This is a genomic window from Streptomyces sp. RB17 (genome assembly GCF_009604455.1).
Classification (GTDB): domain Bacteria; phylum Actinomycetota; class Actinomycetes; order Streptomycetales; family Streptomycetaceae; genus Streptomyces.
In genome coordinates this window covers 293,950-308,990 of sequence record NZ_WEGL01000004.1, presented here as the reverse complement: position 1 = coordinate 308,990, position 15,041 = coordinate 293,950, and the positions used below count along the sequence as shown (strand labels likewise).

Genomic DNA, 15,041 nt, shown 5'->3' with positions numbered 1-15,041 from the left:
GAGGGAGGGGGGAGGGGGAGGCCCCCCCCCAGGAACACCAGAACTCCGCCGGGAGCCCCCGGCCCCCCTCCCACGCCATTCCCTTCTCCTAGAACCTGTTCTACCCTGACGCCCCGTCAGCTCACCGACCCGTCGGAAGGACAGGCCGTGGACTTCACCTTCACCGAGGAGCAGCGGGCAGCGGCCGAGGCGGCGCGCGGGGTGTTCGCCGGGGTGGAACCGGACGCGGTGCCCAGCCCGGCGCTCACCACCGGCGTCGTGGCCGAGGGCTTCGACCGGGAGCTGTGGTCCCGGCTGGCCGAGGCGGATCTGCTGAGCCTGCTGCTCGACGAGGCACACGGCGGTTCCGGTCTGGACGCGATCGCGCTGTGCCTGGTGCTGCGGGAGTCCGCCAAGGTGCTCGCCCGGGTGCCGCTGCTGGAGCACAGCGCGGCGGCAGCGGCCGTACAGGCCTACGGCGGCGCGAAGCTCGCGGACCGTGTGCTCGCGCGCGCCGGGCGGGGTGAGCTGGTGCTGACCGTCGCGGCGAACGGCCGTACCGGCCACGACCCGGCCGAACTGGCCGTCGGCGCACGGCGGGACGGTCCCGTCTGGGTGCTGGACGGGGTACAGACGGCGGTGCCGTGGGCGTACGACGCGGACCTCGTCGTCGTACCGGCGCACCTCGAGGGCACGGCCGCCGAGCGGACCGTACTCGCGCTGATCCCGCGTGAGCAGGACGGGGTGACGCTCGCCGAGCAGGTGTCGACCAGCGGGGAGCGGCTGGCCGAGCTGCGGCTGGCGTCCGTGCGGATCGCCGCGGACGACGTCATCGAGACCGACGGCGCCTGGGAGTGGCTGCACGCGCTGCTCACCACCGGCACCTGCGCGCTGGCGCTCGGGCTGGGCGAGCGGGTGCTGAGGATGACGGCCGAGTACACCGGAAAGCGGGAGCAGTTCGGGTATCCGATCGCGACCTTCCAGGCGGTGGCCGTGCAGGCCGCGGACCGCTACATCGATCTGCGCGCCATGGAGGCCACCCTCTGGCAGGCCGCCTGGCGGATCGCCTCAGGGGCGACGGGCGTGCTACCCGCCGCCGGGGATGTCGCGGTGGCGAAGATCTGGGCGGCGGAGGGGGTGCGCCGGGTGGTGCAGACGGCACAGCATCTGCACGGCGGCTTCGGCGCCGACACCGACTACCCGCTGCACCGCTATCACGCGTGGGCCAAGCACCTGGAACTGGCGCTCGGCCCGGCGGCGGCGTACGAGGAGAGGCTCGGGGACCTGCTCGCCGCCCATCCGCTGGGCTGACCACGCGGCCCCGGAGCGGCCGGGGACCGGGATCGGACTACAGGACGAAGCCGGGCCGGCCGTCGTCGGCGATCACGGGGCGGCCCGCGGCCTGCCAGACCTGCATGCCGCCGTCGACGTTCACCGCGTCGATGCCCTGCTGGACCAGGTACATGGTGACCTGCGCCGAGCGGCCGCCGGAGCGGCAGATGACGTGGACGCGGCCGTCCTGTGGGGCGGCCTCGGTCAGCTCGCCGTATCGGGCCACGAACTCGCTGATGGGGATGTGCAGCGCTCCCTCGGCGTGGCCCGCCTGCCACTCGTCGTCCTCGCGGACGTCCAGCAGGAAGTCGCCGTCCTTGAGGTCCGTGACCTCGACCGTGGGCACACCAGCTCCAAAACTCATGTCCCCGACGCTACCCGAAGGTCCCCGGAGCCGGCCGACACGAGCCTCGGCTCAGCCCTGCTCCAGCAGGGCCGCCAGTTCCGTCTCCCGCTGGGCGATGTCGGAGCGCAGCTTGGCGGCGATCTCCTCGAGCAGCCCGTCGGGGTCGTCGGGGGCGAGCCGGAGCATGCCGGCGATCGCGCCCTCCTCCAGTTCGCGGGCGACGAGGGTGAGCAGTTCCTTGCGCTCGGCGAGCCACTCGAGGCGGGCGTACAGCTCCTCGGCCGGGCTCGGGCGCCGCTCGGGCGGCACCGGGCCGGCCGCCCACTCCTCGGCCAGCTCCTTCAGCAGGGTCTCGTCGCCACGGGCGTAGGCGGCGTTGACCCGGGTGAGGAACTCCTCACGCCGCTGCCGCTCCTCTTCCTCCTGTACGAGGTCGGGGTGCGCCTTGCGGGCGAGCTCGCGGTAGAGCTTGCGGGCCTCCTCGCTGGGCCGCACCCGCTCCGGGGGCCGTACGGCCTGGTCGGTGAGCATGGCGGCGGCTTCCGGGAACAGGCCGTGGCCGTCCATCCAGCCGTGCAGCAGCTCTTCCACACCGGGGATCGGCAGGATCCGCGCGCGGGCCTCCTCGGCTCGGCGGATGTCCTCCGGGTCGCCGGTGCGGGTGGCCCTGGCCTCGGCGATCTCGGCGTCCAGCACCTCGATGCGGGCGTAGAGCGGGCCGAGGCGCTGTTCGTGCAGGCGAGAGAAGTTCTCGACCTCGACGCGGAACGTCTCCACGGCGATCTCGTACTCGATCAACGCCTGTTCGGCGGCCCGTACGGCCTGCTCGAGCCGTTCCTCGGGGCGCGGGGGCTGTTCGGCATCCGGGGTCGTCACGCGAACAGGGTAGGCGGTGGAGAGGCGGCCGGGCGCCGTAGGGCTACCGGTGACCTGCCCGCTGAGGGTCCGACGCGGTTGCTCGCGCAGTTCCCCGTGCCGCCGACGAGACGTTGCAGTTCCACCCCTCGGAAAGCCCCGTCGCGCCTCACACCCCCGCCTCCGCCGCGACCCGTCCCGTCCGGATCCCCGTGACGAGGTCGGCATGGTCGGCCTCGGTGCGGTCGGCGTAAGTGACGGCGAAGGCGGCTATCGCCTCGTCCAGCTCCTCGTTCTTGCCGCAGTAGCCCGCGATCAGGCGCGGGTCGGCGCTGTGGGAGTGGGCGCGGGCCAGCAGGGCGCCGGTCATGCGGCCGTAGTCGTCGATCTGGTCGGCGGCGAGGGCGGCGGGGTCGACGCTGCCCTTGCGGTTGCGGAACTGGCGGACCTGGAAGGGACGGCCACCGGCCGTGGTCCAGCCGAGGAGGATGTCGCTGACCACCTGCATCCGCTTCTGGCCGAGGACGACCCGGCGACCCTCGTGGTCCACCGGCGGCGCCTCGAAGCCGGCCGTGGCCAGATACGGGACGAGCGCGGAGGGGCGGGCCTCCTTCACCTGAAGGACCAGGGGCTGCTCACGGTGGTCGAGAAGCAGGACGACGTAGGACCGGGTGCCGACGCTGCCGGTGCCGACCACCCGGAAGGCCACGTCGTGCACGGCGTGCCGGGCGAGCAGGGGGTGCCGGTCCTCGGACAGCGTCGTCAGGTACTCCTCCAGGGACGCGGCGACTGCCGCCGCCTCGGCGTCCGGGACACGGCGCAGGACCGGCGAGGCGTCCACGAAGCGGCGTCCGCCGTCCGCCGCCGCTTCGGTCGCCTTCGCCGCGAACCGGCCGCTGGTGTTGGCGCGGGCCTTCTCCGAGACCCGCTGCAGGGTGCCGAGCAGGTCGTGGGCGTCGGTGTGGGAGACCAGTTCCTCGTCGGCGATGGCGTTCCACGCGTCCAGCACCGGCAGCTTGGCGAGCAGACGCATGGTGCGGCGGTAGGCGCCGACCGCGTCCCGTGCGGCCGCACGGCAGGTGTCCTCGTCGGCCCCGGCCTCCCGCCCGGCCAGCACCAGCGAGGCGGCGAGCCGCTTCAGATCCCACTCCCAGGGGCCGTGCACGGTCTCGTCGAAGTCGTTGAGGTCGATGACGAGGTCGCCGCGGTGGTCGCCGTAGAGGCCGAAGTTGGCCGCGTGCGCGTCTCCGCATATCTGGGTGCCGATCCTGGTCATAGGGGTGCGGGCCAGGTCGTACGCCATGAGTCCGGCCGAGCCGCGCAGAAAGGCGAAGGGGGTCGCGGCCATCCGTCCGACGCGGATGGGGGTCAGCTCCTCTATACGGCCGGCGTTGGACTCGATGACCGCGCTCACCGCGTCGGGGCGGGAGGCGTCCAGGTCGAGTGCGCGGTGCGCGCCGCGCGGCACGCTCGCCCGCAGCGCCTTGCCCTCCTCCTTGGGCGAACCCTGCCGCGGCCACTGGGCGAACCCGCGTACCCACGGCAGCCTGCGCTTGTCCCGGTCCACCGCGTCCGCCAGCACTTCCCGACCGGTTCCGGTCAAAGCGACCGCCTCCCCCGAACGCCCTTGGGCACGAACATCGACACGAACACGAACATCAACTCGTGCAGACCGTACAGCCGACGCCCCGAGCGCGTCAGGCCTGTGGATGACGCTCTGTGGAGGACCGCTCTGTGGAGGACCGGTCTGTGGACGACGCGCCCCGTGGACGACGCGACCTGTGGACGACGCGCCCTGTCGATGACGCGCCCTGTGGATGACGCCTCGCGGACAATCCGCGTCGCGGAGCGAGCCACCGACCTGCATGTGAGGAAGCTCTCCTCCATCAGCCCGAGTGCGGCAGGTGTCCTGACGGAGGTACGGCAGCCGTCCGGCAGGAGAGGAACGGTACGAGCGGCAACGCGCAGGGCACTCGGGAGAACAACCGACGGCAACGGCTCCGTAGCCATGCTCCGCCGCGAGCCCGGCGCGACGCGCCCCAAACCCGATCACGTACCCGACCACGTACCCGAACCCGCATCCACACCGCCTCGGCACCGGCACCGGCACCGGCCCAGCGAGGAGGCCGCCATGGACCTGCCGCAGAAACGAGCGTCCGCGACCACACCCGCTCCGGCTCCCGCGCCGGTGTCAGCACCATCGCCAACGGCGTCCCCTCGTCACGCACCGGGCGCAGTGAGCCGGCCCAGGGATGTCCGCCGTGCCTGAGCTGCCGGATGTCGAGGGTTTCCGCAGGGTGCTCGTGTCCTGCGCGAAGGGCAGGGCCATCCGCAGCGTCGACGTGCGCGACACGGGCGTCCTGCACGGGGTGAGCGTACGGCGGCTGCGCGACGCGCTGGAGGGCCGGCGGTTCACCGAGCCGGAGCGGCACGGCAAGTGGTTGCTCGCCCACACCGGTGGCCCCACCCTCCTGCTGCACTTCGGCATGACCGGCCGGCTCCTCTGCGCCCGTCCCGAGGACACGGTCGAGCCCCATGACCGCGTCCTGTTCGGTCTGAGCGGCGACCACCAGCTCCGCTACCGCGACCAGCGCAAGCTCCAGGGCATCTGGCTCGCCGACGACGACTCCGGCGTGGCCCGGTTGCTGGATCGTCAGGGTCCCGATGCGCTGGCAGTGGACCGCGAGGACTTCGAGGCCGCGCTCCGCGCACGCCGTGGTCACATCAAAACCGCGCTGACCGACCAGTCCGTCGTGGCCGGTCTCGGCAATCTGCTCGCCGACGAGATCCTCTGGCGTGCCGGGCTGCACCCCGGCACCCGGGCCGTCGATGTGACGGAGAGCGAACGCCGGCACCTGTACTCCCACATGCGGCGCACGCTGCGTTCCGCGGTGACCGCAGGCTGCGTGCCGCCGCGCGACGGGTGGCTCACCGGCCACCGTGACGACCCCGACCCGGTCTGCCCCCGCTGCCACACTCACCTGCGCCGCTCCCGGCTGGGAGGCCGCGGCACCGTGTGGTGCCCGCAGTGCCAGCCGAGCGAGTCCTGAACTCCGCGCGAACCGAAGTTCCGGCCCGACCGGCCACCGCACCCCGACCGCCGCGCCGCCCCCGACCGGCCACCGCACCCCGACCAGCCAGCTCACCCTCAGATCGCCCAACCTGTGGACGGACGGCCCGGACCAGGCCGAGCCGAACCGAGCCGACCAAGCCCAGCCGACCCAAGCCCAGCCGACCCAAGCCCAGCCGAACCGAGCCCAGCCGAACCAAGCCCAGCCGAACCGAGCCCACCCAGCCGAGCCGCCCGTCCCGAGCCCGTCGGTGAGCTATCTCACGGAAGGATCGCGGCTGGTCCTCCGGGGCCGGCCAGCCAGATGTCAGCACAACGCGAAACGGGCCCCTGCCGTGACTTCCGTCACCGGCAGAGACCCGTCTCGTCTCTGTGCGCGAGGGGGGAGTTGAACCCCCACGCCCTTGCGGGCACTGGAACCTGAATCCAGCGCGTCTGCCTATTCCGCCACCCGCGCATTGGGTGTGCCTTCCGGTCCCGTCCCTTTCGGGCTGGCCCCTTCCGACACCCAGAACATTAGCACGTCGTACGGGGCGGGTTCACATCCCTTCCCTCCGCCCCGAGACCGCCCGCACCCCTGCCCACCCCAGGCCACCGCGCCTCAACCACGCCTCCCGCCACGCCCAAGCGCCGCCCCCGCCTCGCGCCCTGCTTCTGCCGTAACCGCCCCCGCGCACGACAGCCGCAGCCCCAGCCGAGCCCAAGACCCAGAGCAGGGCCAACCCCAGCCCCACCCACCCCTAAACCTCCCCTCCTACCCACCCCAACCCCACCCCACGTATCAAGGAGACCCGCTTCACGTATCAACCTCGTACCGGTCCCCGGCATCTCCCCAGGAGGCGGGCCGGGTCCACAGCCAGGTGCGGGACACTGGTCTGCGACCCCCTTTACGATCCTTGGCAGCAGGAGTGCGCACCATGAGTTCGAAGGGGAGCCGCTGGGGGAACCGGCTGATTGCCGGGCGCGTAGATACGATCAGTGAGCAGTACCAGCGGAACCAGCAGTACAGGCAAGGCAGCGGCCACACAGCAGGGCAAGACAACGGCAGGGACGGAGGAGGTGCCCCATGGGAGTCCTGAAGAAGTTCGAGCAGCGTCTCGAAGGTCTGGTGAACGGCACCTTCGCCAAGGTCTTCAAGTCCGAGGTCCAGCCCGTGGAGATCGCCGGCGCGCTCCAGCGTGAGTGCGACAACAACGCCACGATCTGGAACCGCGACCGGACCGTCGTACCGAACGACTTCATCGTGGAGCTGAGCGCGCCGGACTACGAGCGCCTCAGCCCGTATTCCGGGCAGCTCGGCGACGAGCTGGCCGGCATGGTGCGCGACTACGCCAAGCAGCAGCGCTACACCTTCATGGGCCCGATCAAGGTCAATCTGGAGAAGGCGGACGACCTCGACACCGGCCTGTACCGGGTGCGCTCGCGCACCCTCGCCTCCTCCAGCAGCCAGCAGGCGGCACCCCAGGCCCCGCACGCGCCCGCGGCCCCGGCCCCCGGCCGTCCCGGTCCCGCGCAGGGCGCCCAGGGCGGCTACGGATATCCGCCCGCCACGCCCGCCGGCGCACCCCCGATGCCGTCCGCGCCGCCGCCCGGCGCCCGCCCCGGCGGCTACGGCTATCCCCAGCCCGCCACCCAGCGGCCCGCGGCCGCCCCGACGAGCGGCGGGCGCACCCGCTACTGGATCGAGATCAACGGCACCCGCCACCAGATCTCCCGCCCGACGCTGGTGCTGGGCCGCAGCACCGACGCCGACGTGCGGATCGACGACCCCGGCGTCTCCCGCCGGCACTGCGAGATCCGGACCGGAACGCCCTCGACGATCCAGGATCTCGGCTCCACCAACGGCATCGTGGTGGACGGGCAGCACACCACCCGCGCTACGCTCCGCGACGGCTCGCGGATCGTCGTGGGCAGCACCACCGTTATCTATAGGCAAGCCGAAGGGTGAAGCGGGGGCAATGTCAGAGCTGACCCTCACGGTCATGCGGCTGGGTTTCCTGGCCGTACTGTGGCTGTTCGTGATCGTGGCCGTACAGGTCATCCGGAGCGACCTGTTCGGTACGCGCGTCACCCAGCGCGGAGCGCGCAGGGAGGCCGGGCGTGCCCAGCAGCAGGGCCGGCAGCAGGCGGCCCGGCAGCAGTCCGCGCCCCCGCAGCAGCGCGGCCAGCAGGGCGGCGGGCGGCGCGGTCGCAACGCACCCAGCAAGCTGGTGGTGACCGAGGGCACGCTGACCGGCACGACGGTCGCGCTGCAGGGCCAGACGATCACGCTGGGCCGTGCGCACGACTCCACGATCGTGCTGGACGACGACTACGCCTCGAGCCGGCATGCCAGGATCTACCCGGACCGCGACGGTCAGTGGATCGTCGAGGACCTCGGCTCCACCAACGGCACCTACCTGGACCGGTCCCGGCTGACGACTCCCACGCCGATCCCGCTGGGCGCGCCGATCCGCATCGGCAAGACCGTCATCGAGCTGCGGAAGTAGTACGACAATGAGCGAGCGGAGCGAGCACGCAGAAGCAGGCCACACCCCGGCCTCCGGCGCGCTCCCGACCGGAGGGTGGGCAGTGTGGCTCGACACGACCGGCTGCATTCGGAGCCGACGGGCGAGGTGCGCATGAGTCTGTCACTGCGCTTTGCCGCCGGATCGCACAAAGGCATGATCCGCGAGGGCAACGAGGACTCGGGCTACGCCGGTCCGCGGCTGCTCGCTATCGCCGACGGCATGGGCGGCCAGGCGGCCGGCGAGGTCGCCTCCTCCGAGGTGATCTCCACCCTGGTCACGCTCGACGACGACGTGCCCGGCTCCGACATCCTCACCTCCCTCGGCGCGGCCGTGCAGCGCGCCAACGACCAGCTGCGCGCCATGGTCGAGGAGGACCCCCAGCTGGAGGGCATGGGGACGACCCTCACCGCCCTGCTGTGGACCGGCCAGCGGCTCGGCCTGGTGCACGTGGGCGACTCCCGCGCCTATCTGCTGCGCGACGGGGTTCTCACCCAGATCACCCAGGACCACACCTGGGTGCAGCGGCTGGTCGACGAGGGCCGGATCACCGAGGAAGAGGCCACCACCCACCCCCAGCGCTCCCTGCTGATGCGCGCCCTCGGCAGCGGCGACCACGTCGAGCCCGACCTGTCGATCCGTGAGGTCCGGGCCGGCGACCGCTATCTGATCTGCTCCGACGGGCTGTCCGCCGTCGTCTCCCACCAGACGATCGAGGAGACCCTCGCCAGCTACCAGGGCCCGCAGGAGACCGTGCAGGAGCTGATCCAGCTCGCGCTGCGCGGCGGCGGCCCCGACAACATCACCGTCATCGTCGCCGACGTCCTGGACCTGGACACCGGTGACACCCTCGCCGGGCAGCTGTCCGACCAGCCGGTCGTGGTCGGCGCGGTCGCCGAGAACCAGCACCATCTGCACGACAACGGCATCATGCAGACCCCCGCCGGCCGCGCCTCCCACCTGGGCCGCCGGCAGTCCGGGCACGGCGGCGGCGAGTTCGGCCCGCCCGGCTCCGGCGACACCACCGGGTACGCCCCGGCGGGCAGCTTCGGCGACTACGCCGACGGCGACTTCACCAAGCCGCGCGGCGGACGCAGGTGGCTGAAGAGATCCCTCTACGGCGTCCTCGCCCTCGCCGTCATCGGCGGCGGTCTCTACGGCGGCTACCGCTGGACGCAGACGCAGTACTACGTCGGCGTCAAGGACGAGCACGTGGCGCTGTACCGCGGGATCAGCCAGGATCTGGCCTGGGTGTCGCTGTCGAAGGTGGAGAGGGACCACCCCGAGATCGAACTCAAGTACCTGCCGCCCTACCAGCAGAAGCAGGTCAAGAACACGATCGCCGCGGGTGGTCTGCAGCAGGCGCAGGCGAAGATCGAGGCTCTGTCGGTGCAGGCCTCCGCGTGCAGGAAGCAGGCGGAGCGTACGGCCGCCGAGTCCGAGCGGAACGCCAAGACGGGCCAGGGCGAGGCCGGAGGCACCACGGGAACCACCCGTACCGCTTTCACGTCCAAGGCGACATCGACACCGACTCCGCACCCATCCGGATCGGCGCCCGCTACGAAGACCTCTTCGAAGCCGCCGTCCGCGTCCGCCACTCCGAACCCCGGCCCGAGCCTCTCCGAGGATGAGCAGAAGGTCGTCGATCAGTGCGGCAAGCAGTAGCCGAGCCGCGAGAGGCCCTGTCACACGATGAGCAGTACGACTAACTCGCCGACGCACCACACGTCCACGATCGGCGCGATCGGCGCGCCGAGCCGCCGCAACACCGAGCTGGCCCTGCTGGTCTTCGCCGTGGCCATCCCGGTGTTCGCGTACGCCAACGTGGGCCTGGCCATCAACAACTCGGTGCCGACCGGGCTGCTGTCCTACGGCCTCGGTCTCGGTCTGCTGGCCGGCGTCGCCCATCTCGCCGTACGGAAGTTCGCGCCGTACGCCGACCCGCTGCTGCTGCCGCTGGCCACGCTGCTGAACGGGCTCGGACTCGTGGTGATCTGGCGGCTGGACCAGTCGAAGCAGTTGCAGTCGCTGCCCCACTTCGCCCCGGCCGCGCCCCGGCAGCTGCTGTACACGGCGCTGGCCATCGCCGTGTTCGCGGTGGTGCTGATCTTCCTCAAGGACCACCGAGTCCTGCAGCGCTACACGTACATCTCCATGGTCTGCGCCCTGGTCCTGCTGCTCCTTCCGCTGGTGCCGGGCCTCGGGGCCGACATCTACGGCGCCAAGATCTGGATCAGGGTTCCCGGCCTCGGCTCCCTTCAGCCCGGCGAGTTCGCGAAGATCGTCCTCGCGGTCTTCTTCGCCGGCTATCTGATGGTCAAGCGCGACGCCCTCGCCCTCGCCAGCCGCCGCTTCATGGGCCTGTACCTGCCGCGTGGCCGTGACCTCGGTCCCATCCTGGTCGTCTGGGCGATGTCGATCCTCATCCTGGTCTTCGAGACCGACCTGGGCACCTCGCTGCTGTTCTTCGGCATGTTCGTGATCATGCTGTACGTCGCCACCGAGCGGACCAGCTGGATCGTCTTCGGTCTGCTGATGTCCGCGGTCGGCGCCGTCGGCGTGGCCAGCTTCGAGTCGCACATCCAGACGCGTGTGCAGGCCTGGCTCAACCCGATGCGCGAGTACCAGCTGAGCCGCCAGGTCACCCACGACGGCATTCTCCACTCCGACCAGCTGCAGCAATCCCTGTGGGCGTTCGGTTCCGGCGGCACCCTCGGCACCGGCTGGGGTCAGGGCCACTCCGCGCTGATCGGCTTCGCCGCCAACTCGGACTTCATCCTCGCGACCTTCGGTGAAGAGCTGGGCCTGGCGGGCATCATGGCGATCCTGCTGATCTACGGCCTGATAGTGGAGCGCGGCGTACGCACCGCCCTCGCCGCCCGCGACCCGTTCGGCAAGCTGCTCGCCGTCGGCCTGTCCGGCGCCTTCGCACTCCAGGTCTTCGTCGTTGCCGGCGGTGTGATGGGCCTCATCCCGCTGACCGGTATGACCATGCCGTTCCTGGCCTCCGGCGGTTCCTCCGTGGTCGCCAACTGGGCGCTGATCGGCATCCTCATCCGCATCAGCGACACCGCCCGCCGCCCGGCGCCCTCCCCCGCCACGAACCCCGACGCCGAGATGACCCAGGTGGTCCGCCCGTCATGAACAAGCCCCTGCGCCGGATCGCGATCTTCTGCGGCCTGCTCATCCTGGCCCTCCTGATCCGCGACAACTACCTCCAGTACGTCAAGGCCGACCAGCTGGCGAGCGAGAAGGACAACCGCCGGGTCGCCATCGAGCGCTACGCCCACCCGCGCGGCGACATCATCGTCGACGGCAACCCGATAACCGGTTCCGCCATGTCCAAGAGCGGCGACTTCAAGTACAAGCGGACCTACAAGAACGGGGCCATGTGGGCCCCGGTCACCGGCTACTCCTCGCAGGCCTTCGACGGCAGTCAGCTGGAGAAGATCGACGACGGCATCCTCACCGGCAACGACGACCGGCTCTTCTTCCGCAACACCCTCGACATGATCACCGGCAAGCCGAAGCAGGGCGGCAACGTCGTCACCACGCTGAACGCGGCCGCGCAGAAGGCGGCGTACAGCGGGCTGGCCCAGCGGGGCGGCAAGGGCGCGGTCGTCGCCCTGGAGCCGTCCACCGGCAAGATCCTGGCGCTGGCCTCCTACCCGTCGTACGACCCCTCGTCCTTCTCGGGCTACTCCGACAGCGACGCCAAGGCCTGGAACAAGCTCCAGAAGGCGAACAACCCGGCCGACCCGATGCTCAACCGCGCACTGCGCGAGACCTACCCGCCGGGCTCCACCTTCAAGGTCGTCACCGCGGCCGCCGCGCTGGAGAACGGCCTGTACAAGTCGGCCGACGAGAAGACCAACTCGCCGCTGCCATGGATCATGCCGGGCACCACGACCCCGCTGAAGAACGAGGGCAACATCCCGTGTAAGGACGCCACTCTGCGGGCCGCCCTGCAGTACTCCTGCAACTCGGTCTTCGGCAAGATCGGCTCCGACCTCGGCAACGACAAGATGCTGGCCGAGGCGAAGAAGTTCGGCTTCGACTCCGAGCAGTTCACCCCGGTCCGCTCCAACGCGTCGGTGTTCTCCGACAACATGAACCAGTCGCAGACCGCGCTGTCCTCCATCGGCCAGTACAACACCGCCGCGACCCCACTGCAGATGGCCATGGTCGCCTCGGCGGTCGCCGACGACGGCAAGCTGATGAAGCCGTACATGGTCGACGAACTGCAGTCCTCCAACCTCGACCCGGTCCAGAAGACCCAGCCGGAGGAGATGAGCCGGCCGCTGTCGCCGGCCAACGCGCAGATCCTGCAGGACATGATGCAGACGGTGGTCGAGAGGGGCACCGGCACGAACGCGAAGATCGGCGGTGTCACCGTCGGCGGCAAGACCGGTACCGCGCAGCACGGCGTGGCGAACAGCGCCAACCCGTACGCGTGGTTCATCTCCTTCGCCAAGCTGCCCGACGGCAGCTCGCCGGTCGCCGTGGCCGTGGTGATCGAGGACGACCAGGCCAATCGCGACGACATCTCCGGCGGCGGCCTGGCCGCACCGATCGCGAAGAACGTCATGGAGGCGGTCATCAACTCCAAGAAGTGACCTTGCCCCCAGGAAGTGACGCCGCTCACGTCTCCTTCACAACACCGCACGTTGCGATACCGGTCCTGTATCGGGTTCCGGGCTTGGCCAGGTCATACAAAGCGAGCCGGGTACGGTAGGCCCGGACGGCAGCCTCCGGCCGCACACCACTGTGCGGCCGGGACCGACGGAGAGGGCTGGTAGGTAGCTATGGAAGAGCCGCGTCGCCTCGGCGGCCGGTACGAGCTGGGCCAGGTGCTCGGCCGTGGTGGCATGGCGGAGGTCTACCTCGCGCATGACACCCGCCTCGGCCGCACCGTGGCGGTGAAGACGCTGCGCGCGGACCTCGCGCGCGACCCTTCCTTCCAGGCCCGCTTCCGCCGGGAGGCCCAGTCGGCCGCCTCGCTCAACCATCCCGCGATCGTCGCGGTCTACGACACGGGCGAGGACTACATCGACGGGGTCTCCATCCCGTACATCGTGATGGAGTACGTCGACGGCTCCACCCTGCGTGAGCTCCTTCACAGTGGCCGCAAGCTGCTGCCGGAGCGCGCGATGGAGATGACCATCGGCATCCTCCAGGGCCTGGAGTACGCCCACCGCAACGGCATCGTCCACCGCGACATCAAGCCGGCCAACGTCATGCTGACCCGCAACGGCCAGGTCAAGGTGATGGACTTCGGCATCGCCCGCGCCATGGGCGACTCCGGCATGACCATGACCCAGACAGCGGCGGTCATCGGCACGGCCCAGTACCTGTCGCCGGAGCAGGCGAAGGGCGAGCAGGTCGACGCACGCTCGGACCTGTACTCGACCGGCTGTCTCCTCTACGAGCTGCTGACGGTACGGCCCCCCTTCGTGGGCGACTCACCGGTGGCGGTGGCCTACCAGCACGTCCGCGAGGAGCCCCAGTCTCCCTCGGTCTTCGACCCGGAAATCACCCCGGAAATGGACGCCATCGTCCTGAAGGCCCTGGTCAAGGACCCGAACTACCGCTACCAGTCGGCCGACGAGATGCGCGCCGACATCGAGGCCTGCCTGGACGGCCAGCCCGTCGCGGCGACGGCCGCGATGGGCGCCGTGGGCTACGGCGGCTACCCCGACGACCAGCCGACGACGGCCCTGCGCCCGGACGCCGGCGCGGGAGCGACCAGCATGCTCCCGCCGATGAACCCCGACGACGGCGGCTACGGCTACGACGAACCCACCAGCCGCCGCCGCCAGCCCCAGAAGAAGTCCAACACCTCCACGATCCTCCTGGTCGTCGCGGGCATCCTGGTCCTGATCGGCGCGATCCTGATCGGCAAGTGGGTCGCCAGCGGCGGCAACACGGGCAATGGCAAGGTGCCGGTACCGACGTTCGTCGGCCAGACCGAGAACTCGGCCAGGAAGATGGCCGACAACGTCGACCTGAAGGTGTCGGTCACCAGGAAGCCCTGCGACGCCCAGCCCAAGGGCAATGTCTGCACGCAGGACCCCCAGGAGAACACCAAGGTCGACAAGGGCAGCACCGTCAACCTGGTGGTCTCGACGGGCGCGCCCAAGGTCCAGGTACCGGACGTCCGCGGCATCCAGTTCGACCAGGCCCAGTCCCAGCTGACGGACAAGGGCTTCAAGGTCGAGGAGAAGACCCAGGTGTCGTCCCAAACGCCCGGCGTGGTCATCTCCCAGGACCCGCGGGGCGGTACGAGCAAGCAGAAGGGCACCACGATCACCCTCACCGTCGCCAAGGCAGCGGAGAAGGTCACGATCCCCGACCTCACTGGCCGGTCCTGCGACGACGCGAAGAACCAGCTGACACAGTTGGGCCTGACGCCGACCTGCAACAACACCCCCACCACCGACCAGAGCCAGGACGGCAAGGTCACCGGAACCAACCCGCCGGCGGGCCAGCAGGTGAACAAGAACACGCCGATCACCATCAACGTGGGTCAGTTCCAGAACGGCCAGGTCCAGGTGCCGGGCAACCTCCAGGGCCAGAAGCTCAAGGACGCCACGAATCTGCTCACGCAGGCGGGCCTGCAGGTCGGCAACATCCAGGGCCCGCAGGACGACAACGCGGTCGTCTTCGCCTCGGACCCGACTCCGGGCTCGACGGTCAACCGGGGCACCGCGGTCAACCTGATCACCGTCGACCAGGGCGGCAATGGCAACAACGGTGGAAACAACGGCGGCAACCTCTTCGGCGGTGTCCCCGGCTGACGCCGCCGTCCGCCCCCGCGTGTCCTGACGGTCACAGCACTACGCCAAGGGCCTGAAGCCGTAAGAGAAAGTCACGGCTTCGGGCCCCGGCCATGCCGAAGCCCCAGGCGCCCCCGGAAGACCCCGTCAGCCCCGGTCGCCCTTCCCCGGCTCAC

The 15,041-nt window shown here is 70.5% G+C and carries 11 protein-coding genes and 1 tRNA gene; 8 read left to right on the top strand and 4 right to left on the bottom strand.

Going from position 1 to position 15,041, the window contains the following annotated elements; genetic code table 11:
- The first annotated feature begins 147 nt into the window (after positions 1–147).
- Complete coding sequence (locus SRB17_RS19325) at positions 148–1,290, top strand: acyl-CoA dehydrogenase family protein (protein WP_323375946.1); 1,143 nt, start codon at positions 148–150, stop codon at positions 1,288–1,290.
- 37 nt (positions 1,291–1,327) lie between these two features.
- On the opposite strand, the gene SRB17_RS19320 is transcribed toward SRB17_RS19325, so the two are convergent.
- The 3 genes from SRB17_RS19320 to SRB17_RS19310 all read right to left on the bottom strand — a co-directional run bounded on the left by SRB17_RS19320 (position 1,328) and on the right by SRB17_RS19310 (position 4,115).
- Positions 1,328–1,657, bottom strand: coding sequence for a rhodanese-like domain-containing protein (locus SRB17_RS19320; RefSeq protein ID WP_323376040.1), 330 nt, complete (start codon positions 1,655–1,657; stop codon positions 1,328–1,330).
- Between the two features lie 69 nt (positions 1,658–1,726).
- On the bottom strand, positions 1,727–2,533 hold the full coding sequence (locus SRB17_RS19315; protein ID WP_323375945.1) for a hypothetical protein: 807 nt from the start codon (positions 2,531–2,533) through the stop codon (positions 1,727–1,729).
- A gap of 148 nt (positions 2,534–2,681) precedes the next feature.
- Entirely contained in the window at positions 2,682–4,115 is a 1,434-nt protein-coding gene (locus SRB17_RS19310) for a DUF2252 domain-containing protein (protein WP_153540337.1), read from the bottom strand.
- A 658-nt stretch (positions 4,116–4,773) separates the two neighbouring features.
- Between SRB17_RS19310 and SRB17_RS19305 the strand changes: the two genes are divergently transcribed.
- Complete coding sequence (locus SRB17_RS19305; protein ID WP_323375944.1) at positions 4,774–5,562, top strand: Fpg/Nei family DNA glycosylase; 789 nt, start codon at positions 4,774–4,776, stop codon at positions 5,560–5,562.
- A 393-nt stretch (positions 5,563–5,955) separates the two neighbouring features.
- Here the strand turns inward: SRB17_RS19305 and SRB17_RS19300 are convergent.
- Positions 5,956–6,039 (bottom strand) — tRNA-Leu (locus tag SRB17_RS19300).
- Between the two features lie 609 nt (positions 6,040–6,648).
- Here SRB17_RS19300 and SRB17_RS19295 point away from each other — a divergent pair.
- The 6 genes from SRB17_RS19295 to pknB all read left to right on the top strand — a co-directional run bounded on the left by SRB17_RS19295 (position 6,649) and on the right by pknB (position 14,886).
- Complete coding sequence (locus SRB17_RS19295) at positions 6,649–7,530, top strand: FhaA domain-containing protein (RefSeq protein WP_153540333.1); 882 nt, start codon at positions 6,649–6,651, stop codon at positions 7,528–7,530.
- A 10-nt stretch (positions 7,531–7,540) separates the two neighbouring features.
- On the top strand, positions 7,541–8,071 hold the full coding sequence (locus SRB17_RS19290; protein WP_153540331.1) for an FHA domain-containing protein: 531 nt from the start codon (positions 7,541–7,543) through the stop codon (positions 8,069–8,071).
- A gap of 132 nt (positions 8,072–8,203) precedes the next feature.
- Positions 8,204–9,754, top strand: coding sequence for a Stp1/IreP family PP2C-type Ser/Thr phosphatase (locus SRB17_RS19285; RefSeq protein ID WP_153540329.1), 1,551 nt, complete (start codon positions 8,204–8,206; stop codon positions 9,752–9,754).
- 27 nt (positions 9,755–9,781) lie between these two features.
- A complete protein-coding gene (locus tag SRB17_RS19280) occupies positions 9,782–11,233 on the top strand; it encodes an FtsW/RodA/SpoVE family cell cycle protein (RefSeq protein ID WP_153540327.1) in 1,452 nt (483 codons plus the stop codon).
- Positions 11,230–12,705, top strand: coding sequence for a peptidoglycan D,D-transpeptidase FtsI family protein (locus tag SRB17_RS19275; protein WP_153540325.1), 1,476 nt, complete (start codon positions 11,230–11,232; stop codon positions 12,703–12,705). The genes SRB17_RS19280 and SRB17_RS19275 overlap by 4 nt, the downstream gene beginning before the upstream one ends.
- A 189-nt stretch (positions 12,706–12,894) precedes the next feature.
- Positions 12,895–14,886, top strand: coding sequence for a Stk1 family PASTA domain-containing Ser/Thr kinase (gene pknB, locus SRB17_RS19270; RefSeq protein WP_153540323.1), 1,992 nt, complete (start codon positions 12,895–12,897; stop codon positions 14,884–14,886).
- Positions 14,887–15,041 lie beyond the last annotated feature (155 nt).

Bases quoted from the DNA above. Each gene is read 5' to 3' on its own strand.
- SRB17_RS19295 (WP_153540333.1), top strand. From the start codon at position 6,649: ATGGGAGTCCTGAAGAAGTTCGAGCAGCGTCTCGAAGGTCTGGTGAAC.
- SRB17_RS19290 (WP_153540331.1), top strand. From the start codon at position 7,541: ATGTCAGAGCTGACCCTCACGGTCATGCGGCTGGGTTTCCTGGCCGTA.
- SRB17_RS19285 (WP_153540329.1), top strand. From the start codon at position 8,204: ATGAGTCTGTCACTGCGCTTTGCCGCCGGATCGCACAAAGGCATGATC.
- SRB17_RS19280 (WP_153540327.1), top strand. From the start codon at position 9,782: ATGAGCAGTACGACTAACTCGCCGACGCACCACACGTCCACGATCGGC.
- SRB17_RS19275 (WP_153540325.1), top strand. From the start codon at position 11,230: ATGAACAAGCCCCTGCGCCGGATCGCGATCTTCTGCGGCCTGCTCATC.
- pknB (WP_153540323.1), top strand. From the start codon at position 12,895: ATGGAAGAGCCGCGTCGCCTCGGCGGCCGGTACGAGCTGGGCCAGGTG.